General features: G+C 40.8%; 21 protein-coding genes and 1 riboswitch. Of the genes, 9 read left to right on the top strand and 12 right to left on the bottom strand.

The features are described 5' to 3' along the window. The first annotated feature begins 24 nt into the window (after positions 1-24). Positions 25-1,221 carry an HD-GYP domain-containing protein gene (locus ACMVDV_RS17285; protein ID WP_304185149.1) on the top strand — a complete coding sequence of 399 codons (1,197 nt, stop codon included), beginning with the start codon at positions 25-27 and terminating at the stop codon, positions 1,219-1,221. A 47-nt stretch (positions 1,222-1,268) separates the two neighbouring features. Here the strand turns inward: ACMVDV_RS17285 and ACMVDV_RS17280 are convergent, their stop codons facing one another. Then, positions 1,269-2,291, bottom strand: a complete 1,023-nt coding sequence (locus ACMVDV_RS17280; RefSeq protein ID WP_416158919.1) for a general secretion pathway protein GspB — start codon at positions 2,289-2,291, stop codon at positions 1,269-1,271. 13 nt (positions 2,292-2,304) lie between these two features. Beyond that, on the bottom strand, positions 2,305-3,222 hold the full coding sequence (locus ACMVDV_RS17275; protein ID WP_304185147.1) for an ExeA family protein: 918 nt from the start codon (positions 3,220-3,222) through the stop codon (positions 2,305-2,307). Positions 3,223-3,350: 128 nt separating this feature from the next. On the opposite strand from ACMVDV_RS17275, the gene ACMVDV_RS17270 reads away from it, so the two are divergent. Continuing rightward, a complete protein-coding gene (locus ACMVDV_RS17270; protein WP_304185146.1) occupies positions 3,351-4,460 on the top strand; it encodes a tRNA nucleotidyltransferase in 1,110 nt (369 codons plus the stop codon). A gap of 9 nt (positions 4,461-4,469) precedes the next feature. Here ACMVDV_RS17270 and ACMVDV_RS17265 read toward each other — a convergent pair whose 3' ends face one another. The 4 genes from ACMVDV_RS17265 to ACMVDV_RS17250 all read right to left on the bottom strand — a co-directional run bounded on the left by ACMVDV_RS17265 (position 4,470) and on the right by ACMVDV_RS17250 (position 7,801). After that, complete coding sequence (locus ACMVDV_RS17265; RefSeq protein WP_304185145.1) at positions 4,470-4,979, bottom strand: DUF1566 domain-containing protein; 510 nt, start codon at positions 4,977-4,979, stop codon at positions 4,470-4,472. After that, positions 4,976-6,649, bottom strand: a complete 1,674-nt coding sequence (locus ACMVDV_RS17260; protein WP_304185143.1) for a DUF1566 domain-containing protein — start codon at positions 6,647-6,649, stop codon at positions 4,976-4,978. The genes ACMVDV_RS17265 and ACMVDV_RS17260 overlap by 4 nt, the downstream gene beginning before the upstream one ends. Before the next feature lie 95 nt (positions 6,650-6,744). Then, positions 6,745-7,077, bottom strand: a complete 333-nt coding sequence (locus ACMVDV_RS17255; protein WP_304185142.1) for a hypothetical protein — start codon at positions 7,075-7,077, stop codon at positions 6,745-6,747. Between the two features lie 16 nt (positions 7,078-7,093). Beyond that, positions 7,094-7,801 (bottom strand): DUF2982 domain-containing protein, encoded by a 708-nt coding sequence (locus ACMVDV_RS17250; RefSeq protein WP_304185141.1) that lies wholly within the window; start codon positions 7,799-7,801, stop codon positions 7,094-7,096. A gap of 266 nt (positions 7,802-8,067) precedes the next feature. Here ACMVDV_RS17250 and ACMVDV_RS17245 point away from each other — a divergent pair, with 266 nt between their 5' ends. The 3 genes from ACMVDV_RS17245 to msrA all read left to right on the top strand — a co-directional run bounded on the left by ACMVDV_RS17245 (position 8,068) and on the right by msrA (position 12,895). After that, on the top strand, positions 8,068-9,120 hold the full coding sequence (locus ACMVDV_RS17245) for an efflux RND transporter periplasmic adaptor subunit (protein WP_304185140.1): 1,053 nt from the start codon (positions 8,068-8,070) through the stop codon (positions 9,118-9,120). Positions 9,121-9,123: 3 nt separating this feature from the next. Further along, positions 9,124-12,222 (top strand): efflux RND transporter permease subunit, encoded by a 3,099-nt coding sequence (locus ACMVDV_RS17240; protein WP_304185139.1) that lies wholly within the window; start codon positions 9,124-9,126, stop codon positions 12,220-12,222. A gap of 136 nt (positions 12,223-12,358) precedes the next feature. Then, the gene (gene msrA / locus ACMVDV_RS17235) at positions 12,359-12,895 is read left to right on the top strand and encodes a peptide-methionine (S)-S-oxide reductase MsrA (protein ID WP_304185138.1); all 537 of its coding nucleotides are present in this window, start codon (positions 12,359-12,361) and stop codon (positions 12,893-12,895) included. A gap of 86 nt (positions 12,896-12,981) precedes the next feature. Here msrA and ACMVDV_RS17230 read toward each other — a convergent pair whose 3' ends face one another. Both ACMVDV_RS17230 and ACMVDV_RS17225 read right to left on the bottom strand, forming a co-directional pair. After that, entirely contained in the window at positions 12,982-14,817 is a 1,836-nt protein-coding gene (locus tag ACMVDV_RS17230) for a TonB-dependent receptor domain-containing protein (protein ID WP_304185137.1), read from the bottom strand. A gap of 33 nt (positions 14,818-14,850) precedes the next feature. Beyond that, positions 14,851-15,018: riboswitch (cobalamin riboswitch) on the bottom strand. 214 nt (positions 15,019-15,232) lie between these two features. Further along, entirely contained in the window at positions 15,233-15,715 is a 483-nt protein-coding gene (locus tag ACMVDV_RS17225) for a YajQ family cyclic di-GMP-binding protein (protein ID WP_304185135.1), read from the bottom strand. 155 nt (positions 15,716-15,870) lie between these two features. Between ACMVDV_RS17225 and ACMVDV_RS17220 the strand changes: the two genes are divergently transcribed. Together ACMVDV_RS17220 and ACMVDV_RS17215 are read left to right on the top strand one after the other, a co-directional pair. Further along, complete coding sequence (locus tag ACMVDV_RS17220; protein ID WP_304185133.1) at positions 15,871-16,221, top strand: VanZ family protein; 351 nt, start codon at positions 15,871-15,873, stop codon at positions 16,219-16,221. Continuing rightward, positions 16,214-17,122, top strand: coding sequence for a ketopantoate reductase family protein (locus tag ACMVDV_RS17215; RefSeq protein WP_416158918.1), 909 nt, complete (start codon positions 16,214-16,216; stop codon positions 17,120-17,122). Before ACMVDV_RS17220 ends, ACMVDV_RS17215 begins: the two co-directional genes overlap by 8 nt. A 31-nt stretch (positions 17,123-17,153) precedes the next feature. Here ACMVDV_RS17215 and thiI read toward each other — a convergent pair whose 3' ends face one another. Next, the gene (gene thiI / locus ACMVDV_RS17210) at positions 17,154-18,611 is read right to left on the bottom strand and encodes a tRNA uracil 4-sulfurtransferase ThiI (RefSeq protein WP_416158917.1); all 1,458 of its coding nucleotides are present in this window, start codon (positions 18,609-18,611) and stop codon (positions 17,154-17,156) included. A gap of 102 nt (positions 18,612-18,713) precedes the next feature. Beyond that, on the bottom strand, positions 18,714-19,367 hold the full coding sequence (locus ACMVDV_RS17205) for a TetR/AcrR family transcriptional regulator (RefSeq protein ID WP_304185127.1): 654 nt from the start codon (positions 19,365-19,367) through the stop codon (positions 18,714-18,716). A gap of 251 nt (positions 19,368-19,618) precedes the next feature. On the opposite strand from ACMVDV_RS17205, the gene coaD reads away from it, so the two are divergent. After that, positions 19,619-20,101: a pantetheine-phosphate adenylyltransferase gene (gene coaD / locus ACMVDV_RS17200; protein ID WP_304185126.1), complete on the top strand. Its 483-nt coding sequence runs from the start codon at positions 19,619-19,621 to the stop codon at positions 20,099-20,101. Next, entirely contained in the window at positions 20,098-21,483 is a 1,386-nt protein-coding gene (locus ACMVDV_RS17195) for a capsule assembly Wzi family protein (protein WP_416158916.1), read from the top strand. The genes coaD and ACMVDV_RS17195 overlap by 4 nt, the downstream gene beginning before the upstream one ends. Here ACMVDV_RS17195 and ACMVDV_RS17190 read toward each other — a convergent pair. Together ACMVDV_RS17190 and ACMVDV_RS17185 are read right to left on the bottom strand one after the other, a co-directional pair. After that, positions 21,480-22,028 carry a hypothetical protein gene (locus ACMVDV_RS17190; RefSeq protein ID WP_416158915.1) on the bottom strand — a complete coding sequence of 183 codons (549 nt, stop codon included), beginning with the start codon at positions 22,026-22,028 and terminating at the stop codon, positions 21,480-21,482. The two genes, ACMVDV_RS17195 and ACMVDV_RS17190, sit on opposite strands and share 4 nt — an antisense overlap. A gap of 559 nt (positions 22,029-22,587) precedes the next feature. Continuing rightward, entirely contained in the window at positions 22,588-22,797 is a 210-nt protein-coding gene (locus tag ACMVDV_RS17185) for a hypothetical protein (protein ID WP_304183609.1), read from the bottom strand. Positions 22,798-23,056: the final 259 nt, after the last annotated feature.

Raw genomic sequence — 23,056 nt, 5'->3', positions numbered from 1 at the left:
GTTATTTATTATGAAGTAAACACATTGAAAATTATCCCAATCAATCAACTTATACCTGGTATGTTTGTACATAGCGTAACTAAACAAACGGGTAAAATTAAAATCAAAAACCAAGGTTGGGTAAAAACGCAAGCTGGCGTGCAGCAACTTATAAAAGCCGGTATCTTAGAAGTTGAAATTGATCCTGATAAAACCATTGTTGGACTCACACCGACTGCCACAACAGAAGATATAAAGGCTGAACCATCAAAACAACGTGATCCATGGTCTACAACACACAGTGTTGAGCAAGAGATGGACAAAGCATTTAAGCTCTACAGCGAAGCTAAACAGCTACAAAGCAAGGCATTTACCGATATAAAAGCCGGTAACACAATAGACATTACACCCTTTAAAGAATTAGCTAGCGGCTTTATTGATTCAGTATTTCGTAACCAAGATGCTCTTGCCTGCATTACTCGAATGCGTGAAAAGGATACTTACCTACTTGAGCACTCGATTAATGTATCTATTCTGATCAGTATTTTTGCTAAACACTTAGGTTTTGAACGAGCGCTTATTGAAGAGCTTGCCACCGGTGCGCTGTTACATGATATTGGTAAAATTCAGATACCTGACGACATTCTTAACAAGCCGGGTAAGTTAACCGATCAAGAATATAAAGTGATTCAGGATCATGCACGTTTTAGTAAAGAGATTTTAGAACAGGCGGGCCTTCAAGGCATTGCTGTCGATATTGCTGGCTTTCACCATGAGCGGCTAGATGGCACCGGTTACCCATTTGGCAAGCAAGCTGATGAAATAAGCCCGTACGTGCGTATGGCATCGATTGTTGATGTATATGATGCACTTACCGCAGAGCGTGTTTATAAGGCCGGCATGGAGCCAATTAAGGCCTTTAAAATACTCAAAGACGGTTGCCCAGATAGCTTTGATGGCGAGTTACTGACTAAATTTATTCAGTGTATTGGCGTTCATCCAGTTGGCACGTTAGTTAAACTGTCGAGTCAAAAAGTCGGCCTAGTGACCAAAAGCAACCCTAGCAGCCCTCTTAAACCTCAAGTGAAAACTTTTTACAATGCAAAACACGCTCACTATACACAAGTTCAAGATATAGATCTGGCGCATAACCGAACGCAAGATTCGTTAGAATCAGCCATTAAACCAGCGGATTTCAGCATTGATTTAATTAGATTTTTCAAAAATTCAATTTTGCCGTAATTATCACCGAAAACGAAATTAGCCTGCGCGAAGTAGCTATATAATCTTCACTGCGGCCAATCCTGCAGAGCCTTGAGACTAAATTCATAGTCATCAAAACTAAGTACGGTTTGCTCTGGAGTGATCTCCAGTACTCGTAAATCACCAATGCTATCGCCTTCATATAACTCACGGTTATTAAGTTTCACCCAACGCTTATCTTGCGATGATGAATAAATATGAGCTTGGTATTTAATATCTGGGATTATCGCCAGCAAGGCATCTGGCAATAACTCAATTGGCTGGGCATAAGATGAGTTTTTAGTGCCTTGGGTTATTTGGTGCGGCCTTGTATCTTGCGTGTCTTCGATGGCACGGGCAAAGGCATCTTTTAGTGCTGTTGGTACTGTTTCGAGTTCCTCATCAGTTGCTGTTGCTGGTTTTGCCTTCTCACTAGCAGGCTCACCGATAGGTTTACCTAATACCTTGTATTTACTCATATCGATATTATTGGCACTAGTATTAATGGTTGGCTGCATTTGCATAGCATTAGGATTGTATTGCTGTTGCGGTGCTGAATACACTTGCTGATAGCCATTAGGCGTTTGCACTAGTATAGGCTGACCTTGCGGGTAACTAGGCATATTGTTTACTGGCACTTGCACCCATTGATATTGCCCTGTTGCTTGTTGGTATTGCTGAGGCTGGACAAATTGCGGCGGTGGTGTCGGCTGCGCACTGGCAACTTGCGCTGGGTTAGTTTGTGCTGCTGCAGCTTGTTCTGGTGTCGATTGCTCTGGCTTCAACGTGACAGCTGCCGGTATTTTTTCATTCGCAGGCTCCACTGATTGCGGCTCAACAGTCGTTGCCACTTGTTCAGGGGCATTTAAATGATTTGTTTGTAACCATTTACCAATTGAAAATCCCGCCATCAAGGTCAGTAAAAAAGCAACTAGCAAGCCAAGCGAAATCGCAATAAAACGATAGCGTTGCAACTCTTGCTGTTGTTTTAATTGCTCAGCGTTTCTATCATGCGCAGACGCTTCGTCATGTTGTTCGGATTGTTTTAAGGCATCTAATAAATACGACATATATGACCATTAATTAAAGAATAAACGACAAACCAATACCCATACTGAGCACGGTTAAAAATGCCAACGGGTAGAGCCAATTAAACGACGACTGCGGCGCTAAACTAACCGCACTTAACGCACTCGGCGGTAACGCTTCTTGTGCAGAGCGCATCACTATATCACTATCAATCATGGTTAGCTGCTTAGAAAAGGCCCCCATTAAACAGCGTTCACATAATAAGTTCACTAAACGCGGGATACCCGCCGTCACTAAGTGAATTGTTTTTAATGCATCATTTGAGAATAACCCTCGATCACACCCTGCAACATATAAACGATGTTTAACATAGGCAAAGGTTTGCCCCTCGGTTAATGGCAATAAATGGTAACGCGCGGTGATCCGTTGTGCTAACTGGCGTAACTCATTACGTTTCAGTAAGACTTGTAACTCAGGTTGGCCAACTAACACGATCTGCAATAATTTTTTATGATTGGTTTCGATGTTAGTGAGCAATCGCAACTGTTCAAGTACATCAGGCGCAAGTAGCTGGGCTTCATCTATAATTAAAATAGTGTGGCCACCAGCTTGATGGTTCGCTTCAAGGTGCTTTTTGATTGCATCAGTTAAGGTTTTTAAGGTGGCATTTTGCTGATCATAAGCGATGCTGAATTCATCACAAATACTAGCCAACAGCTCCAACTGCGACAAAGCAGGGTTATGGATCAATGCCACTTGGGTGTTCTCTGGCAACTGCTCTTGCAAGCTGCGGGTAAGGGTTGTTTTCCCGGTGCCCACTTCGCCAGTAAGTAATACAAAGCCCCCCGCTTCACCCAAACCATAGGTTAGGTGAGCCAAAGCCTCTTTATGACGTTCGCTTAAAAACAAATACTGTGGGTTTGGCGCGATTGAAAATGGTTTTTCTGACAAGCCAAAGTAGCTTAAATACACCCTGAATTTCCTTACTGAGTAAATCAGCGCCTATAATGGCAAAAAAATGCGCTAAGTGAAAACCTTGTTAGCGTTTTATTAGTTAAATAACGTAAAATAGTTTGCACAGTTACTATTCAGGGTGAGTTATGCAAGTTTATTTGGTAGGTGGCGCAGTTCGAGATGAACTACTTGGGCGAGTTATTAAAGAGCGCGACTACGTAGTTGTAGGAGCAACCCCAGAACAATTACTGAAACAAGGCTATCAGCAAGTCGGTAAAGACTTTCCGGTATTTCTACACCCACAAAGCAAAGATGAATATGCCCTCGCCCGTACTGAACGCAAACAAGGCCAAGGGTATACTGGGTTTGTCTGCGAATTTTCAGCGGATGTCACCTTAGAAGATGATTTACACCGTCGCGATTTAACGGTCAATGCCATTGCTAAAGCGGATGATGGCAGCTTAATCGACCCTTACGGTGGCAAACAAGATTTAGATAATCGTATTCTGCGCCATGTATCCGAGGCATTTAGTGAAGATCCACTGCGGATCTTACGGATTGCGCGATTTGCCGCACGCTACCACTATTTAGGCTTTACCATTGCCGATGAAACTAAAGCGTTATTAACTCAGATGATCAACCGTGGCGAGCTAAAGACACTGACCGCAGAACGTATTTGGTTAGAGTGTGAAAAGTCACTCGCTGATGGTGCATTTGCTGAATTTCTAAATGTTTTAGCACAATTAGGCGCACTCAGTGCGATTAGCCCAGCTTTAGCGAGTAACTGGAACGATGAATTATATCAACAACTAAAAACCCGTTACGCATACGCACAAAGCCAAAATATAACGACACAGGCATTATTGTTTGCACAAGCTACCAGCTCGTTAACCGCCGATGACATCAAAGCCATTAGCGAAACGATTCGTTTACCTAATGACGTACGTGATCTCGCATTACAACTTAATGCCCATCAAGCAATCTTAACTAGCCCAACAATCACCGCTGAGCAATTACTCAACTGTTGTAATCAACTCGATTTATGGCGCCGCCCAGAGCGATTTGAGGCTGTACTTAAAGCTATTGAGATTAATCAAGCCGCCCTTCTTACAAACCAACAACAATTTTTAGCGGCAACTAAAACAGCTAAAGCAATCAACCCGCAACAATTTATTGCCCAAGGTATTCAGGGCGCAGCAATAAAAACCGCGCTAGAACAAGCGCGGTTAGAGGTATTTCAGCAGTATTTTAACTAACTAAGCTAGTTACTTTTCATAACGTACTAGCCGTAAATACACGAATGACTCTTTATCGTGCAAACTGTTAAGGCCTCTATCAAAGGTATATACCCAAGCTGAGGTTTTATCAGCAATGGCTGATGTACTAGTCCAATAGTTTTCACTTAGATTGCCCAAAAATACGCTTTCATTAATGCTGGGGGTTACGCAGCTGTGCTCTAAAATACTGGCAAGCTCTTTATTATTAGGCACTTGCCAATCCTTATAAGAGCCAGTCCGATCGTTTACCGCAGCTCTTAATGCCGCTTGCCAATCCACTTGCACAATGCTGTTTAAGCAACTATTGGTTGTTACATCATAGTTTTGCCCATAACTACAGGTTTGCCACATAAGTCCGGTGATACTGTCGCTCACCGTGCCATCTGTGTGTAGTGTAAAACGCGCTGTAGCCGTTGTTTGTGTTACACCTTCATAACAGGTCTGCACAGCCATTGCTGCAGGGCTTGCTAACAATAAGCCAATTAATAATGATTTCATTGTGCTGCTCCTGCGGTTCTAACTAAACGAACAAAGGCGGTGTTACTTTTCGGATAAGCCAAATCATTCCCGTCGCTCATATCAAAAATATACGCTTGCGATAAACTGGTGCCATCGACTGCGGTTTGTGAAGTCCAATAAATGAGCCCATCCGCGAGTAAGTTACTATTAGGCGTATTGGGAAAGTAGTTTTCATCAAGTAATATTGATTGTCCATGCTTGCCATAATTAAGTAACGTTAATAGCTCAGTGTAAGTAGGCACTCGCCAGTTGCTACCGCCACAATAATCAAGGGCATTAACTTCATTAACATACTCTTGCAGATTACAATTACCGTTATTAGAGCAAGTACTATTAGCTGTTCCGAGCACACTCCCCGGTTGTACACCATCTTCACTATTTAAATACCAGGTATAATGATTTTGCCCTTCGCGAAGTTGCGTGTTAGGTAAAGTGCCAGTATTAGGGCTTTTTACTTCCCAAATCAAACCCGTAACGTTATCGCGAATACAGCTAAAATTAGCGGCGCTGTCTAATAACTCATCGGCAAACTGGTTAAGTTTTGTAAAATCAAATGCCTGCTCGCCTTTACCCACTTTTTCAATATGCGAGCCAACCCCACTATCACGCCCTACAGAAGCATCTTGGCGAGGAAAATCAGGACTGCTGCACGCTATTTCTTGGGTATTGTTATAACACTTGCTCATCCCAGTATCATTAATAAGACCCAGCGGTTTAGAGTTAACCACAATATCTACGCTATCTTTATCAGTGCGTCCTTTACTGTCGGTCACTGTTACTTCAAAAGTATGCGTGTTAATCGCTTCGGTTGCCGGTGCAGTGAAAGAAGTAATACATTGCTGTTGGTTATCAAGCACCGCAGTGCCAACGGTTTGCTGCCAAAAACATTTAAAGGTTTCTGTCACGGTTTCTGATGCTGTGGCATCTAAGGTCACGGTTTCCAGCTCAATAACATTCTGATCGTCACCAGCGTTAGCAATCAGCACTTCGCTAGTTTTGTTTAAAGTATGAGAGTATTGGAAGCTCGACTCTCCCCCTTCATCGTCAACCACAGTTATTAACCAAGTGATCAAGGTATTAGTATCGAGCAATGGGTGCGAAAAACTAATTGTCGCATTACTGTTACTGTCTACCGCAAGGGTTGGCCCTGCAATCTGTTGCCAGCTGTAACTATTGATCTGGCCATTTTCATCAGGGTCTATCGAGCCTGCCGCACTCAGAGTGACTATATCTTTATAATCAGAAGGTAACGTCTCTGGTGCGGTTTGAGTAACAATGATTTGCGGAAGCTGATTATTTGATTCTATTGCAATCAGTAAGTCATCAGTGACTAATTGGCCATCGCTGGTCTGATAGCTAACACGCAGTAATAATTCGCTGTCTGCTTTAATGTCAGGGGCGATTACGGTTTGCAGTGCACCATCAAGCGGGAAGCCGTCAATAATGGGGCCACTAATTCGCTGCCAAGTAAAAGTACCATCCGCTGGAGAGCCTTTGGCTTCAATGGTAAATTCACTTTTTTCAATAATTTGCTGATCATTCCCAGCAAATACCGATGCGGCCACAACAGGATTATCATTTCCCCCTCCACCGCCACCACATGCGGCTAATAAAGTTAAAAATGGGGCAATTATTAAGGGGGATTTCATGCACTGCTTCCTCATTAAATTCGAAATTACATAACAGTAAACGCTATGCCAATTAGTTTATGAAGCAATTACAGTGCCAGTAGAGAAGAAAAATATTATAAATAACTATCTTGATGAATGCGGACAAATAGCTTAGTCCCTATTTTACTGTAATCAATCTTGTACTCGCGGCCATCCAATGCTTGGATAAACAGTAAGCGTTTTTCTTCGCCAAACACATCAACACTACTAACATAAACAACTTCTAAATAGCGCTCTTTAGCTTCGCGGCGGTTTTTTGGCAACTCTTCCTTAAATGGCTCTAAACCATGTTGAGTTACTTTGATTTTTGGGTGCACTTCAGAATTCACGATCACTAAATCGAGTTTTTTATCTTTATGGATAATGGTATTTCTGCCACTTTTAATAAAAGATCTATCTTGGCTCATAGCTTCATCCTACTAACTAACGCCTATTCTCAAGCGTCTTTCTCTCTAATTGAGATTCTATAAATACTACTGGGTTACTGTGCCACGCATTTAAGTTACGGCTAAAGTCCCAAATACTTCTATCTAATACACTTGCAGGTAACAACAGATCGTATCCGGTTAGTTGCTGTAAATGCCGCATTCTATTAGCAAACATGGCTATTAGGCCATTAAAGCTGCGCCCATGCACTGAAGTGTAATGATTATCTTCAACTAGCCATTCTGATGGGCAATTGCCATTTTTGCAATGTTTTTGAATTACTTGCATAAATAAATGTCGTTGCTCGATCAATAATTTACCAGCAATTCTTGGCGCTAATTGTGATAAAAATTCATCGCTATTGTTAAGTTTAATCCCTACCGCATTTAACTCAAGTTGTTCAAGCTGTTGCTCTACTTTAGGGATCCCACTGTGATGGAAATTTTCTTGCTTAACACACCAATAACCATACTTATGCTGGTAAATAAGCTCTTGTTCTGTAATAACTAAACTATAAAATGGCTCTTGAGTTTTTAAAAAGCCAACAAAAATAGCCGCTAAGCACATACTCACCAAAAAAATTTCTAAAATACTAATTTCATCAGGGCGCAGTAAATTAAACAGCATTATGAAGATCAGCCCTATCGCACCAACGGTAAGAATCTCAATACCATTGCGCGCGCCTTGCGCACGTAATTTCAACATGGCGTGCTTGCGTTTAACCATAACGATAAAAAACTATATAAAAAACGTACATAACTATAGCCCAAATAATCAATTTACGTATTTTCAAACAACGTGAACACTTGCTCGTTAACTTCATAACTTCCTCATTTATAATTACAAAACAGGAACAAATTGACAAATACTTTAACTTTTACGCCTAACCGACAGATTTATGAGATACGCGACAGCTATTCCACGCTGTTATTTTGTACACTAGGGGCAATTAATTTTCCGGTATTTTAAAAATGTATGTAAAGCAATCTGGCAAAGCGCTATTTCCATTTATCATTACTGTACTTATTGGCCTGTGTGTTTACCTTTATTTGCCAAGTAGTCAAGGTGAGCAATCCGACTTTACTGAAAGTGCAACCCAAGTAACCGCTCACACTGTAGCAAGTGAAGAAAATGCCGTTCTTATTGAGGCTATCGGCAGCGCGCGTGCGAATCAAGCGATTTATATCAAAAGCGCACAAAATGACTACGTTACTGACATTTATTTCAAAGATGGCGACTTAGTCAGTAAAGGCCAAAAACTAGTACAATTACAATCATTGCAAGAAGAATTGACAGTAAAAGAGCTGGCAATCAACTTACGTGAAGAAAAACGTCAACTAGAGCGCTTAACCGAGCTTTCTCGCTCACAAGCAACTGCAAAGTCACTCTTAGAAGAGCAATTATCGCGCGTTGATGCCACCGAAGCGCAGTTAGAAAATGCCAAAACAAAATTATCTGAGATGACCATTACCGCACCATTTTCAGGTATTTTAGGCAAGCGTCAAATTTCAATTGGTGCCTATGTCAATAACAGTACAATAATTACCAGTTTAGATGATATCAGCATCATCAAGGTAGATTTCAAAGTACCTGAAAAATACCTAGCGCAATTAAACGTTGGCATGAAGGTCATGACCCAAAATGACGCTTACCCTGAGAAAACCTTTACCGGTAAAGTAACTCACGTTAGCACCCGTATTGATGCCGTTACCCGCAGTGTTGAAGTAACCGCAAGTTTTGCTAATAAAAGTGGCTTATTACGCCCTGGTATGTTGCTTAATACCGCACTGCAGCTGAGTTCGAGTCAAGCTATGATGGTGCCAGAGAAAGCGGTTATTCCACAGCAAGATAAACATTTTGTTTTTCAAATTGAAGACGGTATAGCCACTAAAGTTGAAGTTAATGTTGCTGGTCGCCACAACGGCTGGGTAGCCATTGATGAAGGTATTAGTAATGGTCAACTAATTGTTACAGAAGGAATTATTAAAATTCGTTCTGGTAGCAAAGTGTCTGTGAAGGGGTAAACCGTGAAAATTACTGATACCAGTGTTAAACGCCCCGTTTTTGCGATTGTAATAAACTTATTGCTCCTCACCTTTGGTTTAGTGGCATTTTCCATGTTACCACTGCGCGAATATCCTGATATTGAATCACCCATTGTCAGTGTTAGCACTGAATATACCGGTGCTTCAGCCGAAATTATTGAAACCAAAATAACTCAAGTACTCGAAAACCGTATTTCCGGTATTGAAGGCATTAAAAGCATTAACTCTTCAAGCCGTAATGGTCGCTCTAATATCACCATTGAGTTTAATATCAGCCGTGATATTGATGCTGCATCAAACGATGTACGTGAGCGTGTAGCCCGTGCACTTGATAGTCTACCTGAGCAAGTACGCCCGCCAGAAGTATCTAAATCTAACAGTGATGAAAGCCCTATTGCATGGTTTTTACTCAATAGCGATACGATGGATTCATTACAACTGTCTGATTATGCACAGCGCTTTATTGTTGATCGTTTAGCCGTGGTAGACGGCGTATCGAATGTACGTGTTGGTGGCGAACGTAAATATGCCATGAAAATTTGGCTCAACCGCCAAGCAATGGCGGCGCGCGGCATAACCAGTAGTGATATAGAAAACACCCTACGTACAGAAAACGTAGAATTACCAGCGGGTGAAATTGAATCAATCGACCGTGACTTTACCGTGCGAACTGCGCGTAGTTACAAAGAGCAACGTGACTTTCAAAATCTGGTCATTAAACGTGGTGATGATGGTTATTTAGTTCGCCTTGGTGAAGTGGCTGACGTACATTTAGAAGCCGCTGATGATGAAAGCTTATTCCGGGGTAACGGCCGTAACATGGTGGGCTTAGGGATTGTAAAACAAGCGAAAGCCAATACACTTACGGTGGTTGATAACGCCCGAGCAGAACTTGAAAAAATCAAGCGTAACCTCCCTGAAGGCACCACCATTCAAGACAGTTATGACTCATCAATATTTATTAAAGAATCAATTAACGAGGTTTACAGCACGCTTGCCATTTCAATGGCCTTAGTGGTGTTAATTATCTTCTTATTTTTAGGGAATATTCGCGCTACCTTGATCCCAGCCGTAACAGTACCGGTTGCGTTAGTCGGCAGCTTTATGTTCTTACTGGCAATGGGTTATTCTATTAACTTATTAACGCTACTGGCGCTGGTGCTGGCAATTGGTTTAGTGGTAGATGATGCCATTGTAATGCTAGAGAACATTCACCGCCGTATTGAATTAGGCGAACCAGCCCTACTGGCGGCCTATCGCGGCGCACGCGAAGTTGGCTTTGCCATCATTGCCACTACCTTAGTATTGATCTCGGTGTTTGTACCTTTGGTATTTATGGATGGCCGCATTGGTGCCCTATTTACTGAATTTGCCATGGCCGTGAGTGCAGCGGTGTTTTTCTCGAGCATTACTGCGTTAACTCTCTCCCCAGCTCTGTGTTCATTAATTCTTAAACCCTCCTCAAAAGAGGGAAAATTTAGCCAATGGATGGACCGCATTTTTGACAAGGTTGAGCAAAGCTATAAAAACGCATTACGTTCAAATATGACCCGTTCTGGCGGCTTAGCGATTACCTTGCTACTCGCTGGTTTTGTTAGCTATTCATTGTTCCAACAAATTCCATCAGAGTTGACCCCCAAAGAAGACCGCGGTACGTTTTTCTTAATGATGAGCGGCCCAGAAGGTGCCAGTTATGAAAATAATGCACAGAATATGGCAAAAATTGAAGAGCGCTTAATGCCTTATTCTGAGTCTGGCGAACTGAGCCGCGTATTAGTGCGTGTGCCTGGTTGGGGCGACACTGGCGGAGTTGCCATTGTTGGCATGGCTGATTGGAGCGACCGTAAACGCTCAACCTGGCAAGTAATGGATGAGATCAGCGCTAAGATGAACGAAGTAACCGATGTGCGAACATTTGCCATTATGCGCAGCGGCATTGGCGGTGGTGGTTCATCCCGACCGATAGAGTTTGTATTGCAAGGTAACGATTACGATCAACTTGCCGATTGGCGTGACCGGATCATTAAACGCGCAGAGAAAAATCCAGGGCTAGTACGAATTGATCATGATTACAAAGAAACTTTCCCACAATTTTTGGTCAGTATTGATAAAAATAAAGCCGCAGATTTAGGGGTGTCGGTGTCTGATGTAGGCCGTACACTGGAAACTATGCTTGGCCAGCGTCGTGTTACCACCTTTATAGACCGCGGTGAAGAATACGATGTAATTTTAAAAGGCACCAAGGCAGACTTTAAAGATCCAACTGATATTTCAAATATCTATTTAAAATCACGCAGTGGTGAATTAGTCCCGCTAGATAGCTTGATCAGCCTAAAAGAAGAAGCCACAGCCTCGCGTTTGAATCGTTATAACCGTATGCGCGCTATCACCCTTAGCGCCAACCTTGCAGATGGTTATACACTCGAACAAGCGCTTAACTTTTTGAATGAAGTAGCCGCGCAAGAGAACGATATAGAGGGTGCGGTTGATTACAAAGGTGAGTCACAATTATTCTACGAAGGTGCGTCAGCAATGACCTACGTGTTTATTCTAGCGCTTACCGTTACCTTCTTGGTGTTAGCAGCGCAATTTGAAAGCTTTGTGCACCCGTTTGTTATTATGCTTACAGTACCACTTGGCTTAATGGGTGCCATGTTTGGCTTGTGGTCTACGGGGCTTACTTTAAATATTTACAGCCAGATCGGGATTGTAATGTTAATAGGTCTCAGCGCTAAAAACGGTATATTGATTGTCGAATTTACCAATCAGCTGCGTGATAAAGGCGTAGAGTTTAGTGAGGCAATATTACAAGCCGCAACGATGCGACTACGCCCTATTATTATGACCTCATTAACAACGGTAATGAGTGCCGTGCCGTTAGTGTTGGCATCTGGCCCTGGCGCTGAAAGCCGTATGGTAATTGGTGTGGTGGTGTTTACCGGTGTTATTGTCGCAACCATACTGACGCTATTTGTAGTGCCTGCGGCCTATTATGCGCTGGCTCGAAACACGCAATCACCCGAGTTTTTACAACAAAAGCTTAATCAGCAAGAAGCTGAAAAGCCACTTAAAGAACTCTAAACAAAGCGCGTTGCTGCACCTTGCAGCAACGCTTCCACTCTATCCTCACTCTAACTCATGAAATAAAACACCGTCTTTGCCGTTCTTCTGCTAGGCTAGAACATCTGCGTAATTTAACGTTTTTAGGAGTACATATATGAGCACAGAGATTCAAACTGCAACCTTTGGTGGTGGCTGTTTTTGGTGTATCGATGCCGCATTTAGACGTGTGAAAGGCGTATTACAAGTAAGCTCTGGCTACACAGGTGGCGAAACAACGGATCCAACCTATAAACAAATTTGCACAGGGCTAACAGGTCATGCTGAGGTCGTTAATATCGAGTTTGATAGCAACCTAATAAGCTATGAAACCTTGTTAGCAATGTTTTTTACATTGCACGACGCCACACAACTAAACCGCCAAGGCAATGATGTGGGTACGCAATATCGTAGTGTGGTTTATTATCATGATAGTGAGCAACAAGCGCAAACAACCGACTACATTGCTAAGCTACAAAGCCAAATTCGCGAAGACATCGTCACAGAGGTAAGCCCTGCAACCACGTATTATCCTGCAGAGCAATACCATCAAGACTATTACAACGAAAACCCTGAGCAGCGTTATTGCAGTTTATTAATTGCACCTAAACTGCAAAAGTTTGAACAAGACTATAAACAGTTTTTAGTAAATTAAGTAAAGCGCTAAACAAGTATTTTCATCTCAATAAAAAAGCCCGATACGCAAAGGTGTCGGGCTTTTTTATTTAAGCGAGAACGAAATTAGAACTGGTAGCTGGCACCAACAAAGAAGCGACGGTCAGCTGTATTGTAGTAAAACACTTCACCAGTTGCATAATCCATACTTGAGTCAACTGCGTTGTACTGCTTATCAAATAAGTTTTCAACGCGTAAAGAAAACGAAAGAGCTTGATTTAATTGGTAATTAGCAGTTAAGTTCCATAACGTATAAGAGCTAAGCTCTGTTACTTTACCTTGACGATCACTGCGGTATTGCATATCAAAACCAGCATCAAAATCGCCCCATTGCTTCGCAACAGACCAGTTCACAGTACGTGGTGAAACATAAGCTTGCTCAGCACCCGTTTGTGTATTTTCTGCATTTAGATAAGTAAAATTAAACTGATTATCAAAGCCCAAGATTTCATTTGTGAAACTAAATTCAACCCCCTCATGACGTGCTTCATTAATATTAGCTGGTTGCCAATTACCAGCGGCATTAGGTGCCCAAGCAATTAGGTTCTCGATATCATTTCTAAAAACAGATATATCAACACTAACGTCTGAAAAATCAAGACTCAGCCCTAGTTCTTGGTTCACCGATGTTTCCGGTACTAAGTCTGGGTTACCTGACATTGGATAATATAAATCATTAAATGTTGGCGCTTTAAAGCCCGTACTTTGACTTAGTCTAAATGTTGCATTTTCATGCAAGTGATAGCCAACAGCAGCTGTATAAGTTGTCTCATCGCCAAAATATTGATCATCATCATAACGAACGGCCAGATTAGCTAAAAGTTGCTCGTTATCATAATAACCACCAATGTACCCTGCATACACTTCACGGCTATTTTCTGCATAATCACCTGACGTTCCTGAGATATCATCTTTATACCAGTTTAAACCACCATTAATATCGAACTCTTCATTGACCAAATAAAGAGCATTGTAATCAATCTGCGAACGTTTTGTGTCGAATACATCAACAACAGTACCACCAGTAAAGTCTACGCTCGCATTATCTGAACCATCTCTTGATAGAGCCACATCGACAGAGTGCTGCTGATTAGTAAAGGATTTCTCCCAACCAAAAGCTAATTGATAGTTTTCAAATTCATTATTTTCTATGGTACTTTCAACTGGCGAAAACGCACTGTCATATTTAGCATTACCTTCACTGTATTGCCCTTTTGCGGTTAATTCACCAAGTAGCTCATCGGCATATTGAATGTTAAAGCCAATATTTTTGTTTTCATAGCCATCATCATCTGGTGCTACACCTTGTAGCACATCAAAACCATCTGTTTTTTCAAACCCAGCATTGAACGATGCCGTAACTGCATTTACAACAGTTGTGCCTGCGACTTGATAGTTTTGATAAGCGTCTGTGCCAAACGTCGCATCAAGCGTTAATCCCTGCTCTTTACGAGTAATTATATTAATCACACCGGCAAGAGCATCCGAGCCATACACAGCTGCACGCGAGCCTTTAACTATTTCAATGCGCTCTATTGAATTAAGAGGAATATTACTAATTGATTTATAACCAAGGGTTGCAGAGCCTGTTCGTACACCATCAACTAAAATTAGAGTATGACGTGACGATGAACCGCGAAGCGATATGCCTGAGTTTTGCCCAAAGCCGCCATTGGAATTTATTTGAAAACCAACTTGTGTTGCTAACAAACTTGGTAAATCACGAACATTACTTGTTTCAATATCACTGCGCTCAATAACAGCAACACTGGCAAGAACGTCAGTAATTGATTGCTCGAATTTATTCGTTGTTACAGTGATATGTTCAATTGATTGCTCTGCAGACACAGAAAAAGATAACGCAGCAGCAATTGCTACGCCTAGAGTAGATTTGTTTAACATGACTTCCCCTGACCCGCGCCCACCGCACAAGTGATAGTAAATTGACTTCAAGGCCGGTCTCCGGACTTAACATAGTTACTTGCGTATATTATGTATCACCGTTGCGGGGGCAGTGTTGGATTGTATTTGTATCCTACAAATAGCACCAACTTCCCGATTATCTTGCTGTACCTATCAACAACCTTGAAAAGTAACTACAAGCACCTTAAAAATAGGTGGTTATTGTGATTATTTTAGGGGGAAAAGTCAATGGACGGCTATACATCTAAAGGTTCTAGGTTCTAGGTTCTAGGTTCTAGGTTCTAGGTTCTAGGTTCTAGGTTCTAGGAATAATCATAAGTTCTAAACTAAAAAAGCCAAACTACATTGCTGCAATTTGGCTTTTTCTACACCTAGAAACCTAGCTCCTAGCTTGCTAATCTCTAAAGTTTTTAAACTGGAACGGTTGTCCTAAATCGGCACTACGCACAACTTGCATGGCTTCTTGTAGGTCATCACGCTTTTTGCCAGTAACACGTACTTCTTCACCTTGAATAGCGGCTTGTACTTTTACTTTAGAATCTTTAATGGCTTTAACTACTTTTTTAGCCATGTCTTTTTCGATACCTTGCTTTAGCGCAACATTACGAAATACATTTTTACCGGCACGAGAAATGTCTTGTAGCTCTAAACTTGATACGTCCATACCACGCTTTGATATTTTATTAGCCAAAATATCAAATAACTGCATAACTTGTGAATCAGCTTCCGCTTTTAATTTAATTGTTTTATCGTTAAGTTCAATCGATGCATCAACACCTCTAAAGTCAAAACGGGTTTCTAATTCACGGTTAGCATTATCTACAGCATTTTTTGCTTCGTTCATTTCTACTTCTGAAACAATATCAAATGAAGGCATGGATCTTCTCCTAACAAGATTTTTAAAAATTAATATGAGGGTGATTATAACGCCTATTTTAAAAATCTTTACATTTTTATGCGCTTTGTTCAGGTGCGATACGAAATTTGTTTGATATACTGCGGCTCTGTTTTTGAACGATTTTAGGATTTATCGTGACTCGGCGTGTTTACCAAGCACTATTTTTAGTGAGTATAGTGGCGTTTACTTTTTTGTTTGCCAAGGAAATTAAGGGCGCGGCGAACTTATTTCCGCATGTTGATAAAGTAGCACATTTTGGCATTTTCTTTATCCTTGCTGTGGTAATGGATAAAGCATTTAAAATTCCGCTACTAGTACAAATTTTGTTACTTGCAGGTTATGGTGCAGCAATTGAAGTAATGCAAGATATGCTACCGTACCGCCAAGCATCCGTTGCTGATTTTATCGCGGATTTTGCCGGCGCTGCGAGCTACTTTGCCATTAAGCTAATTTTCCATATTGGCGCAAAACCTAATCATGGCTAATATCGTCATTGTTGGTGATGGTGCGATAGGCTTATTGTATAGCCATTTTTTAAGTGCGGATAATCAAGTTACCTTAGTCACGAGAAGTGGCGACGGCAAAAATCAATATTATTACCAACAAAACCAGCAGCAACAGAGTATTACTGCGGCGGTATTAACCACCAAGCAGTTGGCTGCATTAGCCAATAAAACCATTGATACGGTTATTTTTGCTGTAAAAGCCTACCAAGTAAGCGATGCGTTCAAACAGCTAACACCTTACTTTTCTAAGCAATGTAATATTGTATTATCCCACAATGGCTTAAGTGATTTAGCTCCCCTACAAAGGCAATTGCAAAACCAGCAAGGGTTGTATTTTTTAACCACTCGATTAGCTGGCTATAAAGCAACGCCAACTACGGTTGCTCACACAGGCAATGGAGCAAGTGTATTAGGCAGTTGTAATGCAATTGCAGCAACTCGCAGCCAAAAGCTAATGCAGCAACTTGGCGGTTTGCAGAATCTCAGTTTTAGTGAGCAGATCACATTACTACGTTGGCAGAAGCTGTTAGTGAACATTGCCATTAACCCACTTTCGGCGCTGTATAATGTAAAAAATGGCGCGCTTACAGCACCAAAGTACTGTGGCATAATTTTAAATACCTTAAACGAAGCGTGTTATGTAGCGAATCAACTAGGCATTAATGTACAACTTACAGCAGCACTCGAAAGCGCCTACCAAGTGATGAGCGATACCAAAGATAATTACTCGTCAATGCAGCAAGATGTACTTCACAATCGTACCACTGAAATTGATGCTATGTGCGGTTATATATGCCAACAAGGCAAACAACTCGGTATTGACACACCTCATAACCAATCTTTTGTTGATGCGATCAGGCACAAAAAAAGCGCGATTTAACTCGCGCTTTTAACAATCCGATCAGCCTTACTTATGGGCGGTAAACTTTTACATTGGCAAAGCCACTGTCGTGCAGGATAAGCGCTTGCAGTTGGCTCATTACACCTTTGGCGCAATATAAGTAATAGTCTTTGTCTTGTGGCAAATCACCAAATTTAGTCGCTAAGCGGAAAAACGGTAAGTGCACAACTTCAATACCCTCAATTTCAAGCGGGTTGGCATCTTCCTCTTCCGGTGAACGAATATCAACAACAACCGCCCCTGCTGGTAAATCAGACACTGACTCTGCTTCTTTAAGCTCTTGTTTTGCTTCAACGTCAATGTCGCGCACATCCATAATACGGGCATTTTCAATAACGGTATTCAGCACATCAAAATCAAACTTTTGCTCTTCTGCTTCTACCACTGCGATTTTAGCTTTTACCGTTGGCTTTTTAGAGATCACCCCACAGTATTCAGGCATTGTTTCAGCCATTTCAGCGGTGCCGATTTTACGAGCGATGTTTATAATTTCTTGTTTGTCGTGTTGAATCAGCGGGCGTAAAATAAGCGTTTCAGTCACACGGTCAATCACACTTAAGTTTGCTAATGTTTGACTTGAAACCTGACCAAGGCTCTCGCCTGTAACCAACGCTTGAATACCCATTTTTTCAGCAATCTGGCTGCCTGCTCGCATCATCATACGTTTTAAGATCACGCCCATTTGGCTGTTTTCAACATTTTCCAAGATCTCGGCAACAACAGGTTCAAAGTCAACACTGATAAATTTAACTTTGTGAGTTGAGCTAAACTGCTTCCAAATATAATAACTAGCTTGTTTAACGCCGATTTCGTGCGCCGCACCACCTAGATTAAAGAACAAAAAGTGGGTACGAGCGCCTTTGCGGATCATTTGATAGCTGGCAACACCTGAATCAAACCCACCCGACATTAACGACAAAACATCTTCCTGCGTTGGCAATGGGAAACCAGCCATACCATGATGAGTGTGCGTTACGATATATGCTTTATCATCTTTAATTTCGAGACGAATAGTTACTTCAGGGTTTTTCAGCCTTACGCTTGCACCATCAACATGCTGGTTTAAACCACCACCTACATAGCGCTCCACATCTGTCGAGGTAAAATCATGCTTGCCTTGGCGTTTACAACGAACACAGAATGTTTTGCCGACAACAGTAGGACCAATCATATCTAACGCTTTTTCGTAAATGTCATGAAGGTTTTCGTAGCTGGTTTCGGTCACTTCAATAAATTGCACAATGCCAGGGATACGTTGCAAGCCATTAATAAAATCAAGGCGCATTTGCGCATCATCAGATTTAGTTACAACCGATATATTGTCCCAGTTATTTTGTACTTGTACTTTTTCGTCAAGCTTACGTAATACAATTTTAATGTTGTTTTCTAGCAACTTAGTAAAACGTTTACGCACAGAACGGCTTTTAATGGCTATTTCAGGATGGAGTTTGACGATAAATTTAAGCATAGTTTACTCGTTAGACAATATTAAGGATTCACGCACCCACGTGTTGGGCGCGCGATTATAGCAAAAAATCTAACGTCTAGGAAATAAACAAAACCCCAACTGCTAGCTGGCAGGTTGAGTCTGCGCAGCGAGCGCGCTATATTTCTCGCGTAACAGGTTAATTTGCGGGATGCTTTGCTCGGTGCCAAAGGCTTTGAACAGCGCCAACACTTTCAAAATACCGTTATAAATATCTTGCTGCATGAGTTCACCGCTTAAACGTCTGGCTTTAATATAAGGAGTCCAAAAACTTACAGTGATTTTTAACATATGAGCAAGTTCAATGGCATCTTCATCGTCAATAGCGATCATGCCACCGTCACGCAAACCAATCACAATTTCGCGTACTTGGCTTAGTAAAGCTGCTTGAAATTCAATGTAGTCTTTTTTCAGTACATCATCACGGGATAAAATATCCCCCAAATTGTCATAGAAAAAATGAAAACGCCACATCAATTCAAACAGAGCATCAAGATACCCAGTTAAGTGCGTCAGTGCTTCATCATGCTTTGCCATTGGTACAAATTGAGTGTGTAAATGCTGGCTGTATAATGCGAAAATATGGCGAATAATGTCTTCTTTATTTTTAAAGTGATAATAAAGATTACCTGGGCTGATCCCCATATGAGAAGCGATATGGTTAGTCGTTATTGCACGCTCACCATGTTGATTAAATAGCATGATGCTAGTTTTAATGATTTTATCCTTGGTACTCATATCCTGCTACTCTGGTTGTTTTTATTTAAGTAAATGCTCAGAATTCACTCAGTATTATTAGCCGCGCAGTATATACAAATATAATCCAATAAAATACCACCTTGAAAATTTCTAACCCGTAATTCGTAGTTATTGTTTCTTAATGAAATAAACTCATTTAAAAATGAAGATGTGCAGTCGCAATTTGCAGGCTGATCTAGACAACAAAGACTGTTAATATAGCAAGCCAAAATAACATTAAGCCGATATTTATGAAAGTCACCGCAATTTACCCAGGTACCTTTGATCCATTAACCAATGGGCACACAGATTTGATCCAGCGGGCAGCTAAAATGTTTGATACTGTAATTGTTGCAGTTGCTCACAATCCTAGTAAACAACCTTGCTTTAGTCTAGATGAGCGCGTAGCACTTGCCAATAGTTTGCTAACTCACATAGATAACGTCAGTGTTATTGGCTTTTCAGGATTACTGGCTGATTTGGCGCGTGATCATAATGCAAATGTGTTGATCCGAGGAATTCGTGCGGTGTCTGACTTTGATTATGAATTTCAGCTTGCCAATATGAACCGTCGCCTGAACCCTGATTTAGAAAGTGTATTTTTAACTCCAGCGGAAAAAAATTCGTTTATTTCTTCAACATTAGTAAAAGAAGTCGCTCGTCATAAAGGCGATGTCAGTGAGTTTGTACACCCTATTGTCGTAAAAGCATTACAGGAAAAATTACACGGATGAAGTTAAATATCTATTTAAGTGCCTTAGTTGTACTCGCAGCTCCTGCGTTTGCAAGCCCTTGGATTGAAAGCGATGACCCATTACTGCGTGCATCAATTGAAATGTTGTTTAATCAAGGTGTAATTAAACAGCCAGTTAATAGCTACCCCTTGATGTGGCAGGGAATTGCCAGAGATTTGAATGCGATTGAAAGCAGTACGTTACCTGCGCAAAGTCAGTTTGCTTATCAACATGTAAAACATGCTTTAGAGAACGCAAAACAAAGCAGCAGTTCCGGTGTTAGAGTTAATTACAATAGCGCACCAGAACTACAGCAAAGCTTTGGCAAACGCGATCAACAAAAAAGTGGTGTAAATAGTTATGGCGCAATCACAGGCAATCGCGTCAGCGCCAAAGTAAGTGTTAATTACGCGGATGATGCACTTGATGATAAACACATAAACTACCATGGCAGTTATTTAGCTGTATTAATGGGAAATTGGTCTGTCAGCGCTGAACAAGTCAGTCATTGGTGGGGACCAAGTAATGATAATGCGTTACTGCTTGCAAATAATGCATCGCCAATGAAAGGTCTACGCATAAACCGTGCTAACACCCAATATGTGGGTCCAAGCTGGCTGTCATTTATTGGCAACTGGCAGTTAACGGGTATTTACGCCAAACAAAAGCCACATTTAAATAGCGGTGAAAAAGGTGACTATTGGGCAATGCGGTTTGCCAGCACCCCGCTACCAGGACTTGAAGTTGCATTTAGCAGCGCAGCCTCTGACTATTTAATCAGTACAGAAATAAATCCCGATACACTCGAGGTCATCACGAGTAAACAACGCTTAACCAGTTTAGATGCTAAGTACTCAACCAGCATAGGCACTCAACCGATTGCTTTTTATACTGAGTTAATGGGCAAAAATGATAGTGGTGTTGCACCCAGTGATCCTGTTTATACAGTGGGTGTGGAAAGCTTTTTTGGTGATCAAAAGCAACTACTTAAAACCTATTTTGAATATTCTAATACCGAACAAGATTGTACAGCGCAACTTAGTTGTGATGAGACCTTTACTAACTATGCTTGGGCCTATAATCATAAAGATCGCTTAATTGGCTCAGCAACACCGCTGCAAAGTAAATCGGCCGTATTGGGTGCTCATTATCATACTATGAACGGTTATGCCGGTTATGCTAAATTACGTTGGTCGCAAAGCGAAGTTCTAAACTCAACTCAAACACCTGAGACATTTGATCGTTTGCAATTAGAGCTTGGTTATCAGCAGGCTATATTTAGTGGTTTATGGAAGATCAGTGGCTCTGTGTATAAAGACGAATTTGCTAACGAATCTGATACCAACAGCGCATTAAAAACCAGTTGGGAATATCGGTTTTAACTTTTAGGCGAGGCTTCAAGTTTATTTAGGCCTCGCAATCGATTATAACCACGCACCAAACCGAAGAAATCTTTATTGCATAATAGTGCAGTAATCATCATCACATCCATCACGTTAACCGTGACAGAATAAAAAGACCAAAACCACCAAGGTTCAAAACGATTAACAAAGTTGGTATCTATATGCATGCCAATGAATAACATCATGTTCACCGTTAAACCTATGATGAGATATAGCTTAGCAGGACAGCGTTTAAAAGATTTGTTTTTAGCTATTAGCAAAATCACAACGAGGATAAATAAATCACAAAGAGCCCAAATAGAATAGCTGTAATAGCTATACATCATATCAACCCCAAGTGATAAATTGAGCAAAGGATCTGAAACAAGATAAGATAAGAAAATAGCCAAGGACATCCACATTACTGTGGCATCACTACCTGGCATAGAAGATTTTTTAACAACGTTGTATAGAAACGCCATCATGAAGCCCCACATGACAAAAGTGGCGATGTAAAAGCTAATGTATTGTTGAAATACTTCCATGACTAATTCTGTTAAATATTAGAATATTTTTTGCATTTTTTTTGAAATAAGGAGCTTTTAACTTTATTTACCAATAAAAAGTCTTTATTTGTGATCAGTGCTACTATCATCAAGAAATCAACAATGTTTACACTAAATGAATAGAATGTCCAAAACCACCAAACTTCTCGATTCCATAAAACCATTAAATCAATATGAATTAGTGCGTACAAAATACTGTTTATTACTAGACCTACATAAATATACTTTGTTGCAGTAGATATACCTGAAAAAAAACGATGAGATAAAATAATTAGTAGCAAAGTGATGAAGTCATACATGAACCATTCAATATAAATATTTATATTCGAATTTTCGAGGACAATGAAGTGATTGCTGCAGAAATAAGATACAGCCATAAAAAAAGAGGTTATAACTAAAGATTTATCTTGATTAAGCTCACTGACATAAAAAAACAGATTTAGTAAAAATGCGAGTAACATCCCTAAAACTATGATTGTGTCAAAATGTAACCCTAGCGAGCTTAAATCAAAATACATCTATTTTATAAATTCCAATACTATGTTGGCTTTTTATCAGGGAAAACTAATCCGCCGCCGCCACGTTGAATTTCAGCACCACCGCCAGCTGCGGCTAATGCTTCATTAGATATAGACACTGTATCAGATTGTAGGGTTTTATTGCTAGCGCTTTGTTCAAGTGCTGGCTTTGATTGTTGCATAGAGTTGTATGCTTGCATTTGCAGTTGGTTGTTAGCTGTAATTTGCATGAGATTGATCCTTTCAAAAATGTTGAATTAATAACTTGTTTAATAAGTTACTGTTGCTTTAGCGCTCTGATTATTTATTGGCGCTTTTAAGATGAACTCACACTGAGTCATCGTACACTTTATAGGTAGCAATTACCGATCCAACATTTTTAAAAACGATCTTTTTTTGATCTTTAAACTCACAGGGGAATAACAGATAAACAGGTCATACCAGATGTATCGGGGCATAAAAAAACGCACAGGGGTAACCGTACGTCTT

Origin of the sequence: Pseudoalteromonas sp. ASV78 (assembly GCF_047806705.1) — a bacterium.
Taxonomy (GTDB): Bacteria; Pseudomonadota; Gammaproteobacteria; order Enterobacterales; family Alteromonadaceae; genus Pseudoalteromonas; species Pseudoalteromonas prydzensis_A.
Note: the sequence above shows the minus strand (reverse complement) of the source record. Positions and strands in the feature narration are given on the sequence as shown.

Coding starts and splice junctions, on each gene's coding strand:
- ACMVDV_RS17280 (WP_416158919.1), bottom strand. CDS start 2,291: ATGTCGTATTTATTAGATGCCTTAAAACAATCCGAACAACATGACGAA.
- ACMVDV_RS17270 (WP_304185146.1), top strand. CDS start 3,351: ATGCAAGTTTATTTGGTAGGTGGCGCAGTTCGAGATGAACTACTTGGG.
- ACMVDV_RS17265 (WP_304185145.1), bottom strand. CDS start 4,979: ATGAAATCATTATTAATTGGCTTATTGTTAGCAAGCCCTGCAGCAATG.
- ACMVDV_RS17260 (WP_304185143.1), bottom strand. CDS start 6,649: ATGAAATCCCCCTTAATAATTGCCCCATTTTTAACTTTATTAGCCGCA.
- ACMVDV_RS17255 (WP_304185142.1), bottom strand. CDS start 7,077: ATGAGCCAAGATAGATCTTTTATTAAAAGTGGCAGAAATACCATTATC.
- ACMVDV_RS17250 (WP_304185141.1), bottom strand. CDS start 7,801: ATGTTGAAATTACGTGCGCAAGGCGCGCGCAATGGTATTGAGATTCTT.
- ACMVDV_RS17245 (WP_304185140.1), top strand. CDS start 8,068: ATGTATGTAAAGCAATCTGGCAAAGCGCTATTTCCATTTATCATTACT.
- msrA (WP_304185138.1), top strand. CDS start 12,359: ATGAGCACAGAGATTCAAACTGCAACCTTTGGTGGTGGCTGTTTTTGG.
- ACMVDV_RS17230 (WP_304185137.1), bottom strand. CDS start 14,817: ATGTTAAACAAATCTACTCTAGGCGTAGCAATTGCTGCTGCGTTATCT.
- ACMVDV_RS17225 (WP_304185135.1), bottom strand. CDS start 15,715: ATGCCTTCATTTGATATTGTTTCAGAAGTAGAAATGAACGAAGCAAAA.
- ACMVDV_RS17215 (WP_416158918.1), top strand. CDS start 16,214: ATGGCTAATATCGTCATTGTTGGTGATGGTGCGATAGGCTTATTGTAT.
- thiI (WP_416158917.1), bottom strand. CDS start 18,611: ATGCTTAAATTTATCGTCAAACTCCATCCTGAAATAGCCATTAAAAGC.
- ACMVDV_RS17205 (WP_304185127.1), bottom strand. CDS start 19,367: ATGAGTACCAAGGATAAAATCATTAAAACTAGCATCATGCTATTTAAT.
- coaD (WP_304185126.1), top strand. CDS start 19,619: ATGAAAGTCACCGCAATTTACCCAGGTACCTTTGATCCATTAACCAAT.
- ACMVDV_RS17195 (WP_416158916.1), top strand. CDS start 20,098: ATGAAGTTAAATATCTATTTAAGTGCCTTAGTTGTACTCGCAGCTCCT.
- ACMVDV_RS17190 (WP_416158915.1), bottom strand. CDS start 22,028: ATGGAAGTATTTCAACAATACATTAGCTTTTACATCGCCACTTTTGTC.
- ACMVDV_RS17185 (WP_304183609.1), bottom strand. CDS start 22,797: ATGCAAATTACAGCTAACAACCAACTGCAAATGCAAGCATACAACTCT.